This window comes from Cellulomonas pakistanensis, from assembly GCF_016862755.1.
GTDB classification, from domain to species: Bacteria; Actinomycetota; Actinomycetes; order Actinomycetales; family Cellulomonadaceae; genus Cellulomonas; species Cellulomonas pakistanensis.
This window is the reverse complement of record NZ_BONO01000007.1, coordinates 109414-128789: the sequence shown is the minus strand read 5'-3', so window position 1 is coordinate 128789 and position 19376 is coordinate 109414. Positions and strand designations below refer to the sequence as shown.

Genomic DNA, 19376 nt, shown 5'->3' with positions numbered 1-19376 from the left:
GGCACGACCGCCCCGATGAGCACGGCGACGCGGACGACCCCGACCGGCACGGGCCGGCCGGGGTCGTCGGCGCGCCCGGACGGCCCGGCCGCGCCCGCCCGCGCGGCGTCGCGTCCCCCGGCCCGGGCGTGGGCCGTCGGGCGGGTCGCGTCCTGGACCCTCGCGGCCGCGGTGCCGCTGCTGTTCCTCGGCACGTTCTTCGCCTGGCCGGTGCTGGCGCTGGTGGGCCGGGGCTTCCTCCCGGACGGGGCCCTCGACCTGTCGGGGTTCGCCGACGTGTTCTCCCGCCCGCGCACGTGGCGGATCGTCGGGCTCACGCTGGCGCAGGGCGCGATCGGCACCGTGATGTCGGTGCTGCTCGGGGTGCCCGGCGCGTACGTGCTCTACCGGTGCCGGTTCCCCGGGGTGGGGGTGCTGCGGGCGTTCGTCACCGTGCCGTTCGTGCTGCCGACCGTCGTGGTCGGCGTGGCGTTCCGCGCGCTGCTCCGGGAGAACGGCCCGCTCGGCTTCCTGCACCTGGACGGCACGTTCGCGGCGATCGTCGCGGCGCTCGTGTTCTTCAACTACGCCGTCGTGGTCCGGACGGTCGGCGGGCTGTGGCAGCGGCTCGACCCGCGCCCGGAGCAGGCGGCGCGGTCGCTCGGCGCCTCGCCGGCGCGCGCGTTCTGGACGGTGACGCTGCCCGCGCTGACGCCCGCGATCGTGTCCGCCGCGTCGCTGGTGTTCCTGTTCTGCGCCACCGCGTTCGGGACGGTGCTGGTGCTCGGCGGGATGCAGTACGGCACGGTCGAGACCGAGATCTGGATCCAGACGACGCAGTTCCTCGACCTGCGGGCCGCGGCCGTGCTGTCGGTGGTGCAGGTCGTGGTGGTGGTCGCCGCGCTGGCGGTGGCCGGGCGGGCGCGGGCGCGGCGGGAGCGGGCGCTGCAGCTCGTGGCACCGGGGTCGTCCGGGGCGGGGCCCGCGCGGCCGCACTGGGCACCCGCCGTCGTGACCGCCGGGGTGCTCGTCCTGCTCGCGCTGCCGCTGGGCGCGCTGCTGCTCGGGTCGCTGCGCACCGGCGACGGCTGGGGGCTCGACCACTACCGGGCACTGGGCACGACCGGCGGGCGGAACGCGCTGACGGTCACCGTCTGGGAGGCGCTGGGCAACTCGCTGCGGATCGCGGTCGACGCGACGCTGCTGGCGCTCCTGGTCGGCTGCCTGGTCGCGCTGCTGGTGTCGCGGCGGCCCCGGCGGCGCGCGGCGCGGCGGGCGGTCGGCGTGCTCGACGGCGTGTTCATGCTGCCGCTCGGGGTGTCGGCGGTGACCGTCGGGTTCGGCGCGCTGCTGACGCTCGGCCACCCGTTCGGCATCGCGACCGACCTGCGCAGCAGCGGGATCCTCGTGCCGGTCGTGCAGGCGGTCGTCGCCGTGCCGCTGGTGGTGCGGACCGTGCTGCCGGTGCTCCGGGCGATCGACCCGCGGCTGCGCGAGGCCGCCGGCACGCTGGGCGCCGGGCCGGGGCGGGTGCTGCTCGGGGTCGACGGCGCGCTCGCGGCCCGCTCGATCGGGCTGGCGGTCGGGTTCGCGTTCGCGGTGTCGCTCGGCGAGTTCGGGGCGACGTCGTTCCTCGCGCGCCCCGACCTGCCGACGCTGCCGGTCGTGATCTTCCGGCTGATCGGGCAGCCGGGCGCCGACAACTACGGGATGGCCCTGGCGGCGAGCGTGGTGCTCGCGGCGCTGACGGCCGGGGTGATGGCGCTCGCGGAGCGGTTCCGCGGGCCGGCGGGAGGAGAGCTGTGACGGGGACCGGGACCGGGTCGGGTCTGGCGGTGCGCGACGTGGTCGTGCGGTACCCGGGCGCGGGGCGCGGCGCGCCCGCCGTCACGGCCGTCGCCGGGGTCTCGGTCGACGTCCCGGTCGGCGAGGTGCTCGCCCTGCTCGGCCCGTCCGGCTGCGGGAAGTCGTCGCTGCTGCGCGCGGTCGCCGGGCTCGAGCCGCCGGCGTCGGGTGCGGTCGCCTGGGACGGCGTCGACCTGGCCGCGGTCCCGGTGCACCGGCGCGGGTTCGGCCTGGTGTTCCAGGACGGGCAGCTGTTCCCGCACCGGGACGTCGCGGGCAACGTGGCGTACGGGCTGCGCGGGCTGCCGCGGGACGCCCGGGCCGCGCGGGTCGCGGAGCTGCTGGATCTGGTCGGCCTGCCGGGCTACGACCGGCGGCCCGTCGCGACGCTGTCCGGCGGCGAGCGGCAGCGGGTGGCGCTCGCCCGCTCGCTGGCGCCGCGGCCGCGGCTCCTGCTGCTCGACGAGCCGCTGTCCGCGCTCGACCGGTCCCTGCGCGAGCGGCTCGCCGACGACCTGCGGCGGGCGCTCGTCGCCACGGCCACGACGGCGCTGTTCGTCACGCACGACCAGGACGAGGCGGCGACCGTCGCGGACCGGGTCGCCGTGATGTCGGCCGGGCGGCTGCTGCAGGTCGACGAGCCGGAGGCGCTGTGGCGGCGGCCGGCCTCGCGGGAGGTGGCGGAGTTCCTGGGGTACCGGACGTTCCTGGGTGGCGGGGCCGGTGCCGGGTCGGGCGGGGGCTCGGGGGCGCTCGCGGTGGCCGCGGGCGGGTGGCGCGTGCTCGGCCCGGCCGACCCGGAACCCGGGCCCGCGACGCCCGTGCGGGCCGCGGTGGTCGCCGATCGGCGCACCCGGCGGGGCCGGGCCGAGGTGGACGCGGTGCTGGAGCCCGAGGACGTCCGGGTGACGGCGGCGCTGCCGGCGGGCGGGGGAGCGGTGCCGGAGCCGGGCGAGCGCGTGCGGCTCGCGGCCGAGGCGGGCGCCGTGGCGGTCGTCGGGGGCTGACCCGGGGCGGCGGCCCGGGGCCTGTCGAGTGGACGATCTGGCCCGACACGCCGGGGTGTGTCGGGCCGGACCTTCCACTCCTGCGAGCGCGGGACGGCGATCAGCCGAGGCGCAGCTGCCACTCGCCCGACCCGCCCGCCGGACGGAACCCGAGCGCGACGTTGATCGCGAGCATGTAGCTGTTCTCCTCGGCGTTCCACGTGGCGACCCGGCGGGCGCCGGGCTGCGCCTCGGCGAGCCTCGCCAGGTTCGCCGTCTTCACGAGCATCCCCAGCCGGTGGCCGCGGTGCTCGCGGAGGACCAGGGTGTCGTCCTGGTAGACGAACTCGTCGGTGTCCGGCCGGCTGACCAGCGCCGTGAACGCGGCGAGGACACCCGTCGGCCGGTGCACGGCCGCCGCGACCCGGTAGGTCATCCCGCGCTCGACGTGCTGCCGCTCCGCGGCGCGGACGCGGGCGACGTCCCACAGGTCCTCGCGGAGGTCCAGGCCGCCCATCGGGGCGTCCGTGCTCATCCGCGTCTGCAGGACCGCGAACTGGTCGACCCACGCGTCGGGGCAGCGGTCGTCCCACCGCACCACCTCGTAGTCGGGGCCCGCGGCGGCCGCGGCGGCGTCGGCGTGCCGGGCGAGCTCGTCCTCGGGCACCGGCACCGCCAGCACCGACCGCCGCTCCACCTGCTCGAGGTCCCAGCCGCGTCGGACCAGGAACGCCACGGCCGGGTCGTCCGCGCGGACGCGGCCGCTACCGGTGCCGGGGACCAGCGTCCCCGGCCCCTCCTCCGGCTCGGTGCGCTGGTCCGTCGCGCCGGTGAGCACCGTGCGGCCGCGCTCGCGGGCCGTCCGCACCGCGAGGTCGTGCACGGCGGCGCCGATGCCGCGCCCGCGGTGCTCCGGCCGGACCCCGAGGTCGGCGTTGCCGGTGTGGGTGTTGTCCTGCCGGGGCAGGTCGAGCGACAGGTAGCCGAGGACCCGCGCCGGGTCCGCCGGACCGTCGGCGGGGCCGTCCAGCGCGAGGAAGCGGAGCTTCTCCGTGTACTCCTGGTGCTGCAGGCTGCGCAGGGTCTCCTCGGGGAGGCGCGCCTCGTCCAGCGTGCCCCAGTCGTCGAGCAGCACGGCGTTGCACGCGTCGACGAAGCCGTGCAGCAGCCAGGCGTCGGGGTGCTCCAGGGTGGCCGGCACGGGCAGCGGGACGAGGTGCGGCTGCGTCGTCGGGAGCGTCATGCGGTCATCGTGCGCCCCGGTCTCGCGGCCGTCGACCGGATTTCCGCGGTCGACGGTTGTCGGAGCGACGCTACGGATTCACGGCGGGCCGCCGGGCGGTCGCCGGGCCGGTACCGTCCAGCCATGCCAGTGCTGGAGATCATCGGGTGGGTCGGGTCCGCCCTCGTCGTCGTGTCCCTCATGCAGGCCCGCGTCCTGCGGTTCCGGTGGCTCAACTTCGCCGGGTCCGTCATCGCGACCGCGTACAACACGGTCGTCGGGATCTGGCCGTTCGCGGCGATGAACGCGGTGATCGCCGTCATCGACGCCTACTGGCTGTGGCGGCTGACCCGCGAGCGGCACGACGCCGACGTGTACGAGGTCGTGCCCGTCGGGGCGGGGGACGGCTACCTGCGGCACGTGCTCGGGGTGCACGCGGACGACATCGCCCGGTACTACCCGTCGTTCGGCCGGGCGGGTGACGCGGCGGGTGACGCGGCGGGTGAGCCCGCGGGTGAGCCGGCCGGGGGCGCCGCCGGGCGGTGGGCGTACCTGGTGCTCCGCGGTGACGAGACCGTCGGCGTGGTCGTCGTCCGGGACGCGGGGGACGGTGTCGGCGAGGTCGAGCTCGACTGGGTCACCCCGCGATTCCGCGACTTCGCGCCGGGCGAGTTCGTCTACCGGCGCTCGGGCGCGTTCGCCGGCACCGGGCTGCGTTCCCTGGTGGTCGCCGAGGACGCGCGGGACACCGGGCCGTACCTCGAGCGGGTCGGGTTCGCGCGGGTCGACGGCCGGTGGCGGCGCGAGGTGGAGCCGGCCGCGGCCTGACCGCGCGTCCCGGGCGCCCTCCGCTCGATCGCGGAGGCGGCCCGGTGGCGTCACCGGCGGCCCGGCCGGGCGGCGCGGCTGGGGCGGCTGGGTCGGACGGCTGCGTCGGACGACTCGGCGTGCGCAGCGGCGCGTACCGGGCCAGAGTTCGGTTGTCCGAACTCCGCGCCCTACACTGAGTTCGGACATCCGAACTTGGAGGTACGGTGACCACCACTGCTGACCGGCAGGCTGTGCGGCGCGGCCGCGTGCTCCCGCTGCTGGGCCCGGCGTTCGTCGCGGCGATCGCCTACGTCGACCCCGGCAACGTCGCGGCGAACCTCACCGCGGGAGCGCGGTACGGCTACCTGCTGCTCTGGGTGCTCGTCGCGGCCAACGTGATGGCGGTGCTGGTCCAGTACCAGTCGGCCAAGCTCGGCATCGTCACCGGCGACTCCCTGCCGGGCGTGCTCGGGCGCCGGCTGGGGAAGCGGTCGCGGCTGGCGTACTGGGCGCAGGCGGAGGTGGTCGCCGCGGCGACCGACATCGCCGAGGTCGTCGGTGGCGCCATCGCCCTGCACCTGCTGTTCGGCCTGCCGCTGGTGCTGGGGGGCGTGATCGTCGGCGTCGTCTCGATGCTGCTGCTCGCGACGCAGAACCGGTACGGGCAGCGGCGGTTCGAGACGGTCGTCGTCGGCCTGCTGCTGGTGATCGTCGTCGGCTTCCTGTGCGGGCTCGTCCTCGGCCCGCCGGACCCGGGGCAGATGCTCGGCGGCCTGGTCCCGCGGTTCGCCGGGACGGACTCGGTGCTGCTGGCCGCCTCGATGCTCGGCGCGACGGTGATGCCGCACGCGATCTACGTGCACTCGGCGCTGAGCCGCGACCGGTTCGGCAGCGTTCCGAACGAGGCCGCGCGGCGCGGCCTGCTCCGGGCGACCAAGTGGGACGTCGGTGCGGCGCTCACGATCGCCGGCACGGTGAACATCGGCCTGCTCCTGCTCGCGGCGGCGAACCTCCGCGGCGTCGAGGGCACCGACACGATCGAGGGCGCGCACGCCGCGATCAGCGACGCGCTCGGCCCGGTCGTCGGTGTCGTGTTCGCGATCGGGCTGCTCGCGTCGGGCCTCGCGTCCACGTCGGTCGGCTGCTACGCGGGCGCGGCCATCATGGAGGGGCTGATCCACAAGCGGATCCCGCTGCTGGCCCGGCGGGCGATCACGCTCGTGCCGGCCCTGGTGCTGCTCGCGGTCGGGGCGGACCCGACGTGGACCCTGGTCGTCAGCCAGGTGGTGCTGAGCTTCGGCATCCCGTTCGCGGTCATCCCGCTCGTGCGGCTGAACCGCGACCGCGGTCTGATGGGCTCGCACGCCAACGGCCCGCGGCTCCAGGTGGTCCTGGTCGTGGTGGTCGCCCTGGTGGTCGCGCTCAACCTCGCCCTGCTGGGCCTCCTGGCCACGGGGCGCTGACCGCGTTTCGGTAGCGCCGCTTCGGATTTCCGCGAGCCGCCTCGCGCGCCCCTGACCAGCCGGAACCTCGCCGAGCGGGCAGACGATGTCCCCTCCTGGCCCGCCGAGCGACATCGTCTGCCCTCTCGGCGAGGCGTGGTGCGGCTTGTCGGAGCGGCGCTACCGAATGAAATTCGGAGCGCTGCTACGATTTGCGACGTGACCAGCAGCGACACCGCCACCGAGGCCCCGCGCGCCGACGGACGCGCCGCGCGGGCAGCCGCGTCGCGCGGGCGGATCGCGGAGGCCGCCACGCGGCTGTTCCTCGCCGACGGCTACGGGCCGACGACGATCACCGCGATCGGCCGCGCCGCCGGGCTCGGCGTGCAGACCGTCTACTACTCCTACCCGTCCAAGTCCGACATCCTCGTCGGCTGCCTGGACCACGCCGTCGACGGCGCCGACCGCCGGGACGCGGCGCCCGACCTCGCCGCGCAGCCGTGGGTGCGCGCCGTCGCGGCCGAGCCGGACCCTGCCCGCCGGGTGTTCCTGCACGCCCGCGGGGCCGCCGAGCTGCTGGGCCGGGCCGCCGCCGTGCAGGACCTGGTCCGGGCGCACGCCGTCGGGGACCCGGTGCTGCACGCGGCGTGGGAGCGGGACGAGGCCCGGCGGCGCGCGGTGCACCGGCTGCTCGTCGAGGCGTGCGACCGGGACGGGGTCCTGCGGCCGGGGCTCGACGTCGAGCGGGCGACCGACGTGGTGTCCCTCGTGCTCGGGCCCGAGACGTGGAACGCGCTGGTGCGGCGCGGCGGGTGGAGCGCGCTGGCCTGGGCCCGGTGGGCGCACCGCACGCTGCTCGCGGACCTCGTGCCGTCCCGCTGGGATCCGGAGGCGTAGGCCGGCGGCGTCGGGGCTCCGCCGCGGGGTGGACCCGGGGGCCGGTCCTCGTCCCCGGGGCGGGGCGCGAAGTTCCGCCGCCCGCCCGAGGCGGCACGGTCGGGCTCGAATCTAGGCTGACCAGCATGCACACCGACACGACCACCGCGTCCACCTCGGCGACCGCCCTGCTCGGCCTCGGCGGCTTCCTGCTCGTCCTGGGCGTGCTGGCCACGCAGCTGGAGGCGGGCTCGTGGCTCGTCGGGGGCGCCATGGCTGCCGCGGCCGTCGCCTCCGTCGGCTCCGTGGTGCTGCGCCGCCGGCAGGCCGAGCCGGTCGCCGTCGAGCAGGCGCCGATCGAGCGCTGAGGGCCGTGCGCCGGGGCCGCTCTGCGAGGCCCCGGTGCACAGTGGCCCCAGCGGCCCGCGACGGCGCGGGCCCACCCCGCACAGGAGGCCGCCATGTGCCGTTGGCTCGCGTACACGGGATCGCCGGTGACGCTGGACGAGCTGCTCTACAAGCCGGAGAACTCGCTCGTGATGCAGAGCCGGCACAGCCGGCTGGGCGTCGAGCCGATGAACGGCGACGGGTTCGGCGTCGGCTGGTACGACGACCACTCGCCGATCCCCGGGCTGTTCCGGAGCATCGAGCCGGCGTGGAGCGACCGGAACCTGCGCGAGCTCTCCCAGCACATCCGGTCCGGGATGGTCATCGCCCACATCCGCGCCACGACCGGGACCGCCGTGCAGCAGACCAACTGCCACCCGTTCCGGCACGGGCAGTGGCTGTTCGCGCACAACGGCGTGATCAACGGCTTCAGCACCCTGAAGCGGGCTCTGCGGATGGCCGTCGACCCGGCGCTGTACCCGCTGATCGAGGGATCGACCGACTCGGAGACGCTGTTCTACCTGGCGCTGACGTTCGGCCTGACCGACGACCCGCCGGCCGCCGTCGCTGCCGCGGTGGGTCTGATCGAGGACGTCGCGCTGCGGCACGGCGTCGCGTACCCGGTGCAGGGGACCTTCGCGACGACCGACGGACAGCGGCTCTGGACGTTCCGCTACTCGTCGGAGGGCCGGTCGCGGTCGCTGTTCCGGAACCGGGACGTCGCGGTGCTGCGGGCGCAGTACCCGGACAACCCGGTGCTGCACGGGTTGTCGGACGACACCCGGATCGTGGTGTCCGAGCCGCTCGGCGACCTCAAGGGCGCGTGGCTCGAGGTCCCGGAGAGCACCTGCCTGGTCGTCGAGGACGGGCGCGAGGAGCTGGTGCCCTTCGCGCCCGTCCTGACCACCGCGTGACCACCGCCTGACCCGGACGCGCAGGCGGGCGGGGCGCCGGAGGGGTCGCGGCCCCGGTGCCCCGCCCGCGTCCTCGGGCGGTCGGCTCAGCCGACCTTGCGCCGGTAGGCGCGGACCGCCAGCACGTACGCCAGCGCCAGGATCCCGACGAGCCAGGCGAGCGCGACCCACAGGTCCCCGCCGACCGGCTCGCCGGCGAACAGCGCCCGGATCGAGTCGACGACGGCCGTGACCGGCTGGTGCTCGGCGAACCACGCGACCGCGGTCGGCATCGAGTCGGTCGGCACGAACGCCGAGCTGATGAACGGCAGGAAGATGAGCGGGTAGGAGAACGCGCTCGCCCCGTCCACCGTCTTGGCGGACAGCCCCGCGAGCACCGCGATCCAGGTCAGCGTGAGCGTGAACAGGACCAGGATGCCGGCGACCGCCAGCCACGCGAGCACCGACGCCCCCGTGCGGAACCCCATGAGCAGGGCGATCCCGACGACGAGCACGACCGACGTGAGGTTGGCCGCCATGGAGGTCAGCACGTGCGCCCACAGGGCGCTCGGCCGGGCGATCGGCATGGACTGGAACCGCTCGACGATCCCGCCCTGCAGGTCGAGGAACAGCCGGTACGCGGTGTACGCGACGCCCGACGCGATGGTGATGAGCAGGATGCCGGGCAGCAGGTAGTCGACGTACGAGGCGGTGGACCCGCCGTGGATCGCGCCGCCGAACACGTAGACGAACAGCAGCATGAGGGCGACCGGGGTGACCGCGGTCGTGATGATCGTGTCGGGGCTGCGCAGGATGTGCCGCAGCGAGCGGTCGGTGAGGGCGACGGTGTCGCCGACGACGTGGGCGGTGCTCATCGCGGGTCCTTCCCGGCCGGCTGGTCGCCGGCGCCGACGAGGGCGAGGAAGACGTCCTCGAGCGTGGGCTGCTTCTCGACGTACTCGACCCGCGCGGGCGGGAGGAGTCGCTTGAGCTCGGCGAGCGTGCCGTCCTGGATGATCGTCCCCTCGTGCAGGATGGCGATCCGGTCGGCGAGGCGCTCCGCCTCGTCGAGGTACTGCGTGGTGAGCAGCACGGTCGTGCCGCCGCCGGCGAGCTCCTCGACGGTCCGCCACACCTCGTTGCGCGCCTGCGGGTCCAGGCCGGTGGTCGGCTCGTCGAGGAAGATGACCGGCGGGTCGCCGATCAGGCTCATCGCGATGTCGAGCCGGCGGCGCATGCCGCCGGAGTAGGTCGACGCCCGCCGCCCGCCGGCCTCCGTGAGGGAGAACCGGTCGAGCAGGCGGTCGGCGACCGCGCCCGGGTCGGGCAGGTGCCGCAGCCGCGCGATCAGCGCGAGGTTCTCCCGCCCGCTGAGCATGCCGTCGACGGCCGCGAACTGGCCGGTGAGGCTGATCGACTCGCGGACCTCGGCGGCCTGGCCGACGACGTCGAACCCGTGCACGCTGGCCGTGCCGGCGTCGGGCCTGAGCAGCGTCGACAGGATGCGGACCAGCGTCGTCTTGCCGGCCCCGTTGGAGCCCAGCAGCGCGTGGATCGTCCCCGGCGCCACCTCGAGGTCGACGCCCCGCAGCACGCGGAGGTCGCCGAACGACTTCTCGACGCCGCGGACGGCGACGGCGGGCGCGGCGGGCCCGGAAGTGGCGCTCACCGGGTGCCGTCCTGCTCCGCGTCCTCGATCGCCTTCGTGAGGCGCGAGCGCTCCTTGTCGATCCACCGCTCGCCGACGTACGCCTGGCCGAAGGTCTCGGCGAACTCGACCGGGTCCTCGCCCACGACGTCGCGGACGGGGGTGCCGTCGGCGGCCGCGCGCTCCCACAGGTCGGCGAGGTCGGTGAACATCGTGATCATCGAGTCACCGTCCGTGACGCCGCCCGAGTACATGAGGTACCGGTGCGTGGCCTTCGCGGCGGTGCGGTACGGCTCGGGCAGCGCCTTGATCCGCGCCATGTCCTGCCGGTACTGCTTCTTCTGCTCGAGCGAGCCCGTGAGGGCCTCGATCCACTTCGCGACCATGTCAGTCGTCCCCTTCGGTGCTGTCGGTGGTGCGGTGGGTGCTGCCGGAGTCGGTGCCGGTGGTGCTCGTGGTGCTGTCGGTGCGCGCCGCGCGGAGGTGCTCGATCCGCCCGGCGAGGAACGCCCAGGTGGCCCAGAACTCGTCGAGCTGGGCGCGGCCCGCGGCGTTGAGCGTGTAGACCTTGCGCGGCGGGCCCTTCTCGGACGGCACCTTGGTGACGTCGACGAACCCGCGCTGCTCGATCCGGACCAGGAGCGCGTAGACGGTGCCCTCCGCGAGATCGGCGAACCCCTCGTCGCGGAGCTGCGCGGTGATCTCGTAGCCGTACGCCGGCCGGGCCTCGAGGATCGCGAGCACGATCCCCTCGAGGGTGCCCTTGAGCATCTCGGTCATCTGGCTGGCCATCGGAGGTCTCCCGTACTCGGTGTCGCTGACTACCGGTACAACGTAACGCTAGGTACCGGTACTTGGCAACACTGAATACCGGCGGATCCTGATCGGATCGGGCCAGGATGATCGGGCGCCGGCCAGGAGGCGGCCGCCAGGCTGGACCGCGGAAGGGAGCACCGTGATCGCCACGCTCAACCGGCTCGTCGACGTCGTGGAGGACCGCCTCACCGACGACCTCGACGTCGCCGACCTCGCCGCCTCGCTCGGCACGACCGAGTACCACCTCCGGCGGCTGTTCTCGTCGCTGGCCGGGATGCCGCTGTCGGAGTACGTGCGCCGCCGGCGGATGACCGTCGCCGCGGCGGAGGTCGTCGACGGGCGGGGCGACCTGCTCGGCATCGCCGTGCGGTACGGCTACGGGTCGGCCGAGGCCTTCGGGCGCGCGTTCCGCGCGGTGCACGGCGTGAGCCCGGGACAGGCGCGGCGCGACGGTGGTCCCCTCCGGTCCCAACCCCGCCTCAGGTTCCGCCTGACCGTCGAAGGAGCAGCACCCATGGACGTCCGACTCGTCACCAGTCCCGGCCTCCGCCTCGCGGGACACGCCGCCCGCGTCCCGCTCGTGCACGCCGGGGTCAACCCGGCGATCCAGCGGCACGTCGCGTCGATCGCGCCCGAGGAGCACGCGCGCCTCAAGGCGCTCGGCGACGCCGAGCCAGCCGGGCTGCTCGCCGTGAGTGCCGATCTCGACCCCGACCGCCGCGAGGGGAGCGAGCTGACGTACCTGCACGGCGTCGCCGTCTCGGACGCGGTCGAGGTGCCGGGCGACCTCGACGTCCTGCCGGTGCCGGCGGGCTCGTGGGCGGTGTTCCGCGCCGAGGGCACCTACCCGGCGACCCTGCAGTCCGTCTGGGCCGCCACCGCCACGGAGTGGTTCCCGTCGAACCCGTGGCGCCTGCGCGAGGGCCCGGAGATCGTGGCGGTGCTCGACCGTGCGGCGGACTTCAGCACCGCGACCGTCGAGCTCTGGCTGCCGGTCGAGCCGGCCTGACGGCCACGCCGGCGCACGGCACACCGCGAGGGCGCACGAGAGCTCGTGCGCCCTCGCGGTGTCTCGGCCCCCCTCGCGCCGGTCAGCTCACCACTGCGAGCGCGCGTAGTCCTTGAGGAAGCAGCCGTACAGGTCCTCGCCGGCCTCGCCGCGGACGATCGGGTCGTAGACCCGCGCCGCGCCGTCGACCAGGTCGAGCGGGGCGTGGAAGCCCTCCTCGGCCAGGCGGACCTTGGTCGGGTGCGGGCGCTCGTCGGTGATCCAGCCGGTGTCGACGGCCGTCATGAGGATGCCGTCGTCGACCATCTCGCCCGCGCTGGTGCGGGTCAGCATGTTGAGCGCGGCCTTGCTCATGTTCGTGTGCGGGTGGCCGGGGCCCTTGTAGCCGCGGGCGAACACGCCCTCCATCGCCGACACGTTGACGATGTAGGTCCGGCGCGCGGGCGACGCCGCCATGGCGGGCCGCAGCCGGCTGATGAGGATGAACGGCGCCGTCTGGTTGCAGAGCTGGACCTCGAGCAGCTCCATCGGGTCGACGTCCTCGACCGTGGCGACCCAGGAGTTCGTCTCCGCGACGTCGGGGATGAGCCCGCCGGCGTCGATCGACGTCCCGGCGACCAGCCGCTCCAGGCTCGCGGCCTCGCGGGTGAGCGACTGCGCGGTCAGCTCGTCCGCGGCGGCGCGGGCGGCCCGCTCGATCGCCAGCGCGGGGCTGGTCAGCTCGCTGACCGACCCGGCGAGCGCGCGCGGGTGCGCGTCGCTGGTGCGGCCGAAGGTCGTGATCATCCGCGCGGCGTCGGCGTCGAGCGGGGCGTCCTCCGCCTCGGCGATCCGCGCGTACGCCCCCGGCGACCGGCGGACGGTCTGGGCGGCGTTGTTGATCAGGATGTCGAGCGGGCCCTGGGCGGCCACGTGGTCCGCGAGCGAGACCACCTGCGCCGGGTCGCGCAGGTCGATCCCCACGACGTGCAGCCGGTCGATCCAGTCCGCGGAGTCGTCCATCGCGCGGAACCGGCGCACGGCGTCCTGCGGGAACCGGGTCGTGATCGTCAGGTCCGCGCCGTCGCGGAGCAGCCGCAGCGCGATGTACATGCCGATCTTGGCGCGGCCGCCGGTGAGCAGCGCGCGGCGGCCGGTGAGGTCCGTGCGGGCGTCGCGCTTGGCGTGGTGCAGCGCGGCGCAGTCCGGGCAGAGCTGGTGGTAGAACGCGTCGACGACCGTGTAGTCCTGCTTGCAGACGTAGCAGGGGCGCGGGCGGATGAGCGTGCCGGCGATCGCGCCCGTGGTGGACGACGTGATCTGGATGCCGGCGGTCTCGTCGTCGATCCGGCCCGGGCTGCCCGTCGCGGTGGCGGCGACCACGGCGGCGTCGGCCTCGGCGATGAGCCGGCGCTTCTCCCCGCGGCGGTGCTTCTTGGCGGCCTTGAACATCGCCGACGCGGCGCGGCGCGCGGCCGCGTGCTGCGGGTGCGTCTGCGGCAGGGCCGCGACCTGGTCGGCGACCCGCAGGAAGGTGGCGAACTCGACGGGGTCGACGCCGGGCGGCACGTCGGCCGTCGGGTCGAGGTCCGTGCCCGCCGCGAGGTCGAGGCCCTCGTCGCCGAGCTCGTCCGGGTGCTGCGCGGGCGTGGTCGTCTGCGCGCTCATGCGCCGTCCGTCCTGGGGTGGGGAGAAGGCGCCGCGGTCGCGCGGGGCCCGGAGGATCCTACGGCGCGGGCGGGCGCGGGCCCACGGTGCGTCTGGTCACACCGGGCGCGCGCCGGGCGTCGAGTGTCCAGAACCCGGCGGACATACCTGCGCGAACCGCTCGGGTTTCTGGACACTCGACGCGGGGGCCACCATCCCGCGCGGGCGTCAGGCCGGGTCGGCCGGCGCCAGGGCGCGCAGGATCGTCGCGTGCCGGACCAGGAACGCCCGCTCGTCCAGCTTCTTGCGCCGGAGCCACCCCGTGACCTCGTCGTTGTGCTTGCTCGCGTTGCACGACGCGCACGCGGGCACGACGTTCGGCAGCGTGTACCGGCCGCCGCGCGAGATCGGCAGCACGCAGTCGCGCTGCGGCGACGGGGTCGGCGCCCCGCAGTACGCGCACGCCCCGCCCCAGGCGGCGACGAGGTCGGCCCACTCCGCCGGGGTGAGGTCGTTGTCCGCCAGGGCGACCCGGCGCTGCCGGCGCTTCGCGTACCGCGCGCGGGTCGACGGCGACGCCTGGGACGAGACCTTGCGACGGCGGACCACGCGAGGACGCTACCGCCCGCCCGCTTCGAGGCGGTTCGTCCACCGCGCGCGACAGGGGGACACTGGTGGCAGCAACCGCCGTCACCACCGAGGAGTACCACCGTGCCGCAGGGAACCGTCCGCTGGTTCGACACCGAGCGAGGGTTCGGCTTCATCGCGCTCGGCGACGACGCCGAGGACCTGTTCGTCCACGCGTCCGAGGTCGTCGGCCAGGACGGCCCGGCGTCGCTCCGCGAGGGCCAGGCCGTCGAGTTCGAGATCGGCGAGAGCGACCGCGGCCCGCAGGCCCGCGGCGTCCGGGTCACCGGCGACGTCGCCGACGACACCGCCCAGGGCGTCCTCGGCACCGTGAACTGGTACGAGCCGGCCAAGGGCTACGGCTTCCTCACGCCGGGCGACGGCGGCGGCGAGATCTTCGTGCACAGCTCGGCGATCGTCGGCGGCGGGGTGCTCACCGACGGCCAGCCGGTCGCGTTCCTGGTCGTCGAGGGAGAGAAGGGCCCGCAGGCCGACCACGTCCTGCCGCTGCGGGCCTCGTCCGTGGCCGGCGCGGGGCAGCCGGCCGACCGGAACGACGGTGCCGACGGCACCGTGACCTGGTACGACGCCGGCAAGGGCTTCGGCTTCATCACCCCCGACTCCGGCGACCAGGACGTGTTCGTGCACGCCCGGACGCTGTCCGACGACATCGGCGAGCTCGTCGAGGGCGACCGGGTGAGCTACCGCCTGTCCGAGGGCGAGAAGGGCCTGCAGGCCCAGGGCGTGCGGCTGGTCGGCGGGTCGGCGCGGGGCGGCGGCCGCGGCGCGCCCGGACGCGGCGCCCCGGGCCGGGGTGCGCCCGCGCGCGGCGGCCAGGACCGCTCCTCCCGCGCCCCGCAGCGGGGTGGCCAGGGCGTCGTGGCGCGGTTCGACGCGGACCGCGGCTTCGGCTTCATCACGCCCGACGACGGCGGCCCGGACCTGTTCGTGCACGTGTCGGTCGTCCGCGACGGTGAGGCGCTCTACGAGGGCGACCGGGTCCGGTACCAGGTGCGGCAGAGCGACCGCGGCCCGCAGGCGGACCGGGTCGACCTGGTCTGACCCGACCCGGCGCGGGGCCCCCGCGCGGCTCACGCGTGCTCGTCGACCGCGCGCGAGCTGCTGAGCGACAGGGCGCCCGCGCCGGCGAGCAGCGCGACCACGACGGCGAGCACCGTGTAGACGACGCGCTCGCCGTGGAAGAACGACGCCACGAGGGCCCCGCTCCACGCGCCGTCGGGCAGGACGGTCGTCACGAGCACGGCGATGAGCGTCCCGACCAGGGCCGTCCCGACGCTCGTGCCGAACTCCTGCGCGGTGTCGTTCAGCGCGGCGCCCAGGGACGTGCGGTTCTGCGGCATGGCGCTGACGAGCGCGACCGCGCAGATCGTCATGATCGTGCGCAGGCCGATCGTGAACGTCACCATGAGCAGGGCGATCGCGAGGTAGCCGTGCTCGACGCCCCAGGCGAGCCCGCCCAGCGAGCCGGCGAGGAGCGCGGCGCCGACGAGGCACGCGACCCGGTGGCCGAACCGCCGCGCCAGGCCCTCGGAGAGCGGGGTCGCGAGGACCATCGTCGCGATCAGGGGCAGGTTCGCGAGCCCGGCGCGGACGGGGCTCCACCCGTACGCGTACTGGAAGTGCAGGATCAGGCCGAACATCACGCCGGCCATGGCCACCGAGGTGCCGACCTGCGCGAGCGCGGCACCCCGGACGACGCCGTCCCGGAACAGGGTGAGGTCGAGCATCGGGTGCGCGGTGCGGCGCTCGTGCCGGACGAACCCGATCAGGGCGAGCGCCGCGCCGACCCCCGCGGACCAGGTCCACGCCGACGTCCAGCCGTGCTCGACGCCGCTGGTGGCGGTCCAGCACGCGAGGCCGATCGTGGCAAGGACGAGCTCCTCGGGCGCGCGGCGGACCACGTCCTCGCCGACGTCGTGGCTCGGACCGCGCACCTCGGCGACGCCGACGACCCGATCACGGCCCTGCGGGAGCTGGCCCTCGCGTTCTACGCGGCGACCGTGCACCGCCCCTGGCTCGGCGCGTACTTCCTGCAGGACGCCGGGACGCAGCTCAACGGCCTCACGCTGTACGACCGGATGGGCCAGCAGCTCATGCGGCTCGACCTCACGCCGCGGCAGCGGTTCGACGGGGTGGCCGCGGTCATGGCCTACGTCGTCGGCGTGGCGGCGGACCGGGGCCAGGACCCGCCGCCGGAGGTCCGGGACGGCCGCGTCGAGCGCGACGAGTTCGTCGCCACGTTCCGCGCGGGACTGCGCGAGCTCGACGAGGACGCCTTCCCGTTCCTGCACCACGTCGCGGACGAGTTCGCCGCGCACGACGACGCGGAGCAGTTCCGCGCCGGCCTCGACCTGCTGCTCGCGGGCCTCCGTCTCCAGGCCGGCCAGTCCGCCTGACGCGCCACCCGTCCGGATCGTCGAGAGTGCAGAAGATGCGGGGTTGGAGGCCCGCGAAGCCCGCATCTTCTGCATTCTCGGCATCCGTCGACAGGCGGAGTGGCGGCGGGAACATCTCGCGAGGGTCCGTAGTTGAGTGAGGCAGACTCAAGTTCGCCGCCGCGGAGTTGCACCGCGACCGACCGCGACGCAGACTTGAGCGCAGCAGGCTCAAGGAGCGCGCGGCCCCCGCACGCGGGGACGCGCCCCGGACCACGCAGCACGACGAAGGAGCACAGACATGGCACGAGCAGTCGGCATCGACCTGGGCACCACGAACTCCGTGGTCGCCGTCCTCGAGGGCGGGGAGCCCACCGTCATCGCCAACGCGGAGGGCGCCCGCACGACCCCCTCGGTCGTCGCGTTCTCCAAGACCGGTGAGGTCCTCGTCGGCGAGGTCGCCAAGCGGCAGGCCGTCACCAACGTCGACCGCACCATCGCGTCCGTCAAGCGCCACATGGGCACCGACTGGACCACCGAGATCGACGACAAGAAGTACACGGCGCAGGAGATCTCCGCCCGCGTGCTCGGCAAGCTGAAGCGCGACGCCGAGGAGTACCTGGGCGAGCCCGTCACGGACGCCGTCATCACCGTCCCGGCGTACTTCAACGACGCCGAGCGCCAGGCCACGAAGGACGCCGGCCAGGTCGCCGGCCTCAACGTCCTGCGCATCGTCAACGAGCCGACCGCGGCCGCCCTCGCCTACGGGCTCGAGCGCGGCAAGGAGGACGAGCTGATCCTCGTCTTCGACCTCGGCGGCGGCACGTTCGACGTCTCCCTGCTCGAGGTGGGCAAGGACGACGACTTCTCGACCATCGAGGTCCGCGCGACCTCCGGCGACAACCGCCTCGGCGGCGACGACTGGGACAACCGGATCGTCGAGTGGCTGGTCGGCCAGGTGAAGAACCAGACCGGCGTCGACCTGTCGAAGGACAAGATCGCCCTGCAGCGTCTGCGCGAGGCGGCGGAGCAGGCCAAGAAGGAGCTGTCGTCCGCGACCAGCACCAACCTGTCCCTGCAGTACCTCTCGATGTCGGAGAACGGCCCGATCCACCTGGACGAGAAGCTCACCCGGGCGCAGTTCCAGCAGATGACGGCCGACCTGCTCGAGCGGACCAAGGCGCCGTTCCACGCGGTCATCCGCGACGCCGGCATCAAGGTCTCGGACATCGACCACGTCGTGCTCGTCGGCGGCTCCACCCGCATGCCGGCCGTGGCCGACGTCGTGCGCGAGCTGACCGACGGCAAGGAGCCCAACAAGGGCGTCAACCCGGACGAGGTCGTGGCCGTGGGCGCCGCGCTCCAGGCCGGCGTCATCAAGGGCGACCGCAAGGACGTCCTGCTGATCGACGTGACCCCGCTGTCCCTCGGCATCGAGACCAAGGGCGGCGTGATGACCAAGCTCATCGAGCGCAACACGGCCATCCCGACCAAGCGCAGCGAGATCTTCTCGACGGCCGAGGACAACCAGCCGTCCGTGCTGATCCAGGTGTTCCAGGGCGAGCGCGAGTTCGCGCGGGACAACAAGCCGCTGGGCACGTTCGAGCTGACCGGCATCGCGCCGGCCCCGCGCGGCGTCCCGCAGGTCGAGGTCACCTTCGACATCGACGCGAACGGCATCGTGCACGTGTCCGCCAAGGACCGCGGCACGGGCAAGGAGCAGTCGATGACGATCTCCGGCGGCTCGGGTCTGCCGAAGGACGAGATCGACCGCATGGTCAAGGAGGCCGAGGCGCACGCCGCCGAGGACAAGAAGCGTCGCGAGGAGGCGGAGACCCGCAACTCGGCCGAGCAGCTCGTGTACTCCACGGAGAAGCTGCTCACCGACAACGACGACAAGCTGTCCGACGACGTCAAGACCGAGGTCCGCTCGGCCGTCGACGACCTGAAGAAGGCGCTCGAGGGCGACGACCTGGCCGAGGTCACCGCGAAGCAGACCGCGCTGGTCACCGCGTCGCAGAAGATCGGCGAGGCGCTGTACTCGGCGAACCAGCAGCCCGAGGGCGCCCCGGCCGGCGAGCAGCCGGCCGACGGCCAGGCGGGCTCGTCCGCGCAGGACGACGACGTGGTGGACGCCGAGATCGTCGACGACGAGGGTGACAAGAAGTGACCGACCAGCCGAACCCGCAGGGGCGTGATCCCGAGGAGGAGGCCCCGCGCGTGACCGACAAGCGGCGCATCGACCCGGAGACCGGGGAGCTGCGCGAGCCGACCGCCGAGGAGCAGGTCCTCGCCGAGGCCGAGGAGGCGGCGACCGCCGCCGAGGAGGCCGTGATGATGGAGGGCCTGGTCGAGGCGCAGAAGCTGGCCGCCGAGCGGCTCGACGAGCTGCAGCGGCGGAACGCCGACTACTTCAACCTCGAGCAGCAGTACTCCGCGTACGTGAAGCGGTCCAAGGCCGAGGCGGTCACCGCCCGGGACCAGGGCGTCGCGTCGGTCGCCGAGGCGCTGATCAGCGTCCTCGACGACATCGAGCTGGCCCGCCAGCACGGCGACCTGGTCGGCCCGTTCGCGTCGATCGCGGAGAAGCTCGAGGCCACGGTCGGCCGGTTCGGCATCGAGCGCTACGGCGCCGCCGGCGAGCCGTTCGACCCGACGGTGCACGAGGCGCTCATGCACGGGCACTCGGCCGACGTCACGGAGCCGACGGTGCAGCAGGTGCTGCAGCCGGGCTACCGCATGGGCGAGCGCATCGTGCGCGCCGCCCGGGTGGCGGTCGTCGACCCGGAGGCGTGACGGGCATCATCAGGACCC

The 19376-nt window shown here is 74.6% G+C and carries 20 protein-coding genes; 12 read left to right on the top strand and 8 right to left on the bottom strand.

Annotation, left to right across the window (positions count from 1 at the left end):
- Positions 1 to 15: 15 nt before the first annotated feature.
- Positions 16 to 1785 (top strand): ABC transporter permease, encoded by a 1770-nt coding sequence (locus Cpa01nite_RS06650; RefSeq protein ID WP_203667955.1) that lies wholly within the window; start codon positions 16 to 18, stop codon positions 1783 to 1785.
- On the top strand, positions 1782 to 2831 hold the full coding sequence (locus tag Cpa01nite_RS06645; protein ID WP_203667954.1) for an ABC transporter ATP-binding protein: 1050 nt from the start codon (positions 1782 to 1784) through the stop codon (positions 2829 to 2831). Before Cpa01nite_RS06650 ends, Cpa01nite_RS06645 begins: the two co-directional genes overlap by 4 nt.
- 100 nt (positions 2832 to 2931) lie before the next feature.
- On the opposite strand, the gene Cpa01nite_RS06640 is transcribed toward Cpa01nite_RS06645, so the two are convergent.
- Positions 2932 to 4053 (bottom strand): GNAT family N-acetyltransferase, encoded by a 1122-nt coding sequence (locus Cpa01nite_RS06640; protein ID WP_203667953.1) that lies wholly within the window; start codon positions 4051 to 4053, stop codon positions 2932 to 2934.
- A gap of 123 nt (positions 4054 to 4176) precedes the next feature.
- Between Cpa01nite_RS06640 and Cpa01nite_RS06635 the strand changes: the two genes are divergently transcribed.
- The 5 genes from Cpa01nite_RS06635 (at position 4177) to Cpa01nite_RS06615 (ending at position 8461) form a co-directional block, all read left to right on the top strand.
- On the top strand, positions 4177 to 4860 hold the full coding sequence (locus tag Cpa01nite_RS06635) for a hypothetical protein (protein ID WP_203667952.1): 684 nt from the start codon (positions 4177 to 4179) through the stop codon (positions 4858 to 4860).
- Positions 4861 to 5066: 206 nt separating this feature from the next.
- A complete protein-coding gene (locus Cpa01nite_RS06630) occupies positions 5067 to 6305 on the top strand; it encodes an Nramp family divalent metal transporter (RefSeq protein ID WP_203667951.1) in 1239 nt (412 codons plus the stop codon).
- 198 nt (positions 6306 to 6503) lie between these two features.
- Positions 6504 to 7181, top strand: a complete 678-nt coding sequence (locus Cpa01nite_RS06625; protein WP_203667950.1) for a TetR/AcrR family transcriptional regulator — start codon at positions 6504 to 6506, stop codon at positions 7179 to 7181.
- A gap of 125 nt (positions 7182 to 7306) precedes the next feature.
- Positions 7307 to 7528, top strand: a complete 222-nt coding sequence (locus tag Cpa01nite_RS06620) for a hypothetical protein (protein WP_203667949.1) — start codon at positions 7307 to 7309, stop codon at positions 7526 to 7528.
- A 93-nt stretch (positions 7529 to 7621) separates the two neighbouring features.
- Complete coding sequence (locus Cpa01nite_RS06615; protein WP_203667948.1) at positions 7622 to 8461, top strand: class II glutamine amidotransferase; 840 nt, start codon at positions 7622 to 7624, stop codon at positions 8459 to 8461.
- An 86-nt stretch (positions 8462 to 8547) separates the two neighbouring features.
- Here Cpa01nite_RS06615 and Cpa01nite_RS06610 read toward each other — a convergent pair whose 3' ends face one another.
- Genes Cpa01nite_RS06610 through Cpa01nite_RS06595 form a run of 4 tightly spaced genes read right to left on the bottom strand, consistent with a single transcriptional unit; the run spans position 8548 to position 10880 of the window.
- Positions 8548 to 9315, bottom strand: a complete 768-nt coding sequence (locus Cpa01nite_RS06610) for an ABC transporter permease (protein ID WP_203667947.1) — start codon at positions 9313 to 9315, stop codon at positions 8548 to 8550.
- Complete coding sequence (locus Cpa01nite_RS06605; protein ID WP_203667946.1) at positions 9312 to 10109, bottom strand: ABC transporter ATP-binding protein; 798 nt, start codon at positions 10107 to 10109, stop codon at positions 9312 to 9314. The genes Cpa01nite_RS06610 and Cpa01nite_RS06605 overlap by 4 nt, the downstream gene beginning before the upstream one ends.
- Positions 10106 to 10474 (bottom strand): DUF1048 domain-containing protein, encoded by a 369-nt coding sequence (locus Cpa01nite_RS06600; protein WP_203667945.1) that lies wholly within the window; start codon positions 10472 to 10474, stop codon positions 10106 to 10108. The genes Cpa01nite_RS06605 and Cpa01nite_RS06600 overlap by 4 nt, the downstream gene beginning before the upstream one ends.
- Before the next feature lies 1 nt (position 10475).
- Positions 10476 to 10880 carry a PadR family transcriptional regulator gene (locus Cpa01nite_RS06595; RefSeq protein WP_203667944.1) on the bottom strand — a complete coding sequence of 135 codons (405 nt, stop codon included), beginning with the start codon at positions 10878 to 10880 and terminating at the stop codon, positions 10476 to 10478.
- A 163-nt stretch (positions 10881 to 11043) separates the two neighbouring features.
- On the opposite strand from Cpa01nite_RS06595, the gene Cpa01nite_RS06590 reads away from it, so the two are divergent.
- Positions 11044 to 11913 carry an AraC family transcriptional regulator gene (locus Cpa01nite_RS06590; protein ID WP_203667943.1) on the top strand — a complete coding sequence of 290 codons (870 nt, stop codon included), beginning with the start codon at positions 11044 to 11046 and terminating at the stop codon, positions 11911 to 11913.
- An 87-nt stretch (positions 11914 to 12000) separates the two neighbouring features.
- Here the strand turns inward: Cpa01nite_RS06590 and Cpa01nite_RS06585 are convergent, their stop codons facing one another.
- Both Cpa01nite_RS06585 and Cpa01nite_RS06580 read right to left on the bottom strand, forming a co-directional pair.
- Positions 12001 to 13560, bottom strand: a complete 1560-nt coding sequence (locus tag Cpa01nite_RS06585) for an SDR family NAD(P)-dependent oxidoreductase (protein ID WP_239068586.1) — start codon at positions 13558 to 13560, stop codon at positions 12001 to 12003.
- A 207-nt stretch (positions 13561 to 13767) separates the two neighbouring features.
- Positions 13768 to 14148, bottom strand: a complete 381-nt coding sequence (locus Cpa01nite_RS06580; protein WP_203667942.1) for an HNH endonuclease — start codon at positions 14146 to 14148, stop codon at positions 13768 to 13770.
- A gap of 102 nt (positions 14149 to 14250) precedes the next feature.
- On the opposite strand from Cpa01nite_RS06580, the gene Cpa01nite_RS18835 reads away from it, so the two are divergent.
- A complete protein-coding gene (locus tag Cpa01nite_RS18835; protein WP_203667941.1) occupies positions 14251 to 15228 on the top strand; it encodes a cold-shock protein in 978 nt (325 codons plus the stop codon).
- Positions 15229 to 15257: 29 nt separating this feature from the next.
- On the opposite strand, the gene Cpa01nite_RS06570 is transcribed toward Cpa01nite_RS18835, so the two are convergent.
- Positions 15258 to 16121: an MFS transporter gene (locus tag Cpa01nite_RS06570; protein ID WP_308439356.1), complete on the bottom strand. Its 864-nt coding sequence runs from the start codon at positions 16119 to 16121 to the stop codon at positions 15258 to 15260.
- Here Cpa01nite_RS06570 and Cpa01nite_RS06565 point away from each other — a divergent pair.
- From Cpa01nite_RS06565 to grpE, 3 genes are all read left to right on the top strand, one after another.
- Positions 16104 to 16583, top strand: a complete 480-nt coding sequence (locus Cpa01nite_RS06565) for a TetR/AcrR family transcriptional regulator C-terminal domain-containing protein (protein ID WP_239068585.1) — start codon at positions 16104 to 16106, stop codon at positions 16581 to 16583. The genes Cpa01nite_RS06570 and Cpa01nite_RS06565 overlap by 18 nt on opposite strands.
- A gap of 280 nt (positions 16584 to 16863) precedes the next feature.
- Positions 16864 to 18732, top strand: a complete 1869-nt coding sequence (gene dnaK, locus Cpa01nite_RS06560; protein ID WP_203667939.1) for a molecular chaperone DnaK — start codon at positions 16864 to 16866, stop codon at positions 18730 to 18732.
- Positions 18729 to 19358: a nucleotide exchange factor GrpE gene (gene grpE, locus Cpa01nite_RS06555; RefSeq protein ID WP_203667938.1), complete on the top strand. Its 630-nt coding sequence runs from the start codon at positions 18729 to 18731 to the stop codon at positions 19356 to 19358. Before dnaK ends, grpE begins: the two co-directional genes overlap by 4 nt.
- The last annotated feature ends 18 nt before the right edge of the window (positions 19359 to 19376 follow it).

Coding starts and splice junctions, on each gene's coding strand:
- Cpa01nite_RS06650 (WP_203667955.1), top strand. CDS start 16: ATGAGCACGGCGACGCGGACGACCCCGACCGGCACGGGCCGGCCGGGG.
- Cpa01nite_RS06640 (WP_203667953.1), bottom strand. CDS start 4,053: ATGACGCTCCCGACGACGCAGCCGCACCTCGTCCCGCTGCCCGTGCCG.
- Cpa01nite_RS06635 (WP_203667952.1), top strand. CDS start 4,177: ATGCCAGTGCTGGAGATCATCGGGTGGGTCGGGTCCGCCCTCGTCGTC.
- Cpa01nite_RS06620 (WP_203667949.1), top strand. CDS start 7,307: ATGCACACCGACACGACCACCGCGTCCACCTCGGCGACCGCCCTGCTC.
- Cpa01nite_RS06615 (WP_203667948.1), top strand. CDS start 7,622: ATGTGCCGTTGGCTCGCGTACACGGGATCGCCGGTGACGCTGGACGAG.
- Cpa01nite_RS06610 (WP_203667947.1), bottom strand. CDS start 9,315: ATGAGCACCGCCCACGTCGTCGGCGACACCGTCGCCCTCACCGACCGC.
- Cpa01nite_RS06600 (WP_203667945.1), bottom strand. CDS start 10,474: ATGGTCGCGAAGTGGATCGAGGCCCTCACGGGCTCGCTCGAGCAGAAG.
- Cpa01nite_RS06595 (WP_203667944.1), bottom strand. CDS start 10,880: ATGGCCAGCCAGATGACCGAGATGCTCAAGGGCACCCTCGAGGGGATC.
- Cpa01nite_RS06585 (WP_239068586.1), bottom strand. CDS start 13,560: ATGAGCGCGCAGACGACCACGCCCGCGCAGCACCCGGACGAGCTCGGC.
- dnaK (WP_203667939.1), top strand. CDS start 16,864: ATGGCACGAGCAGTCGGCATCGACCTGGGCACCACGAACTCCGTGGTC.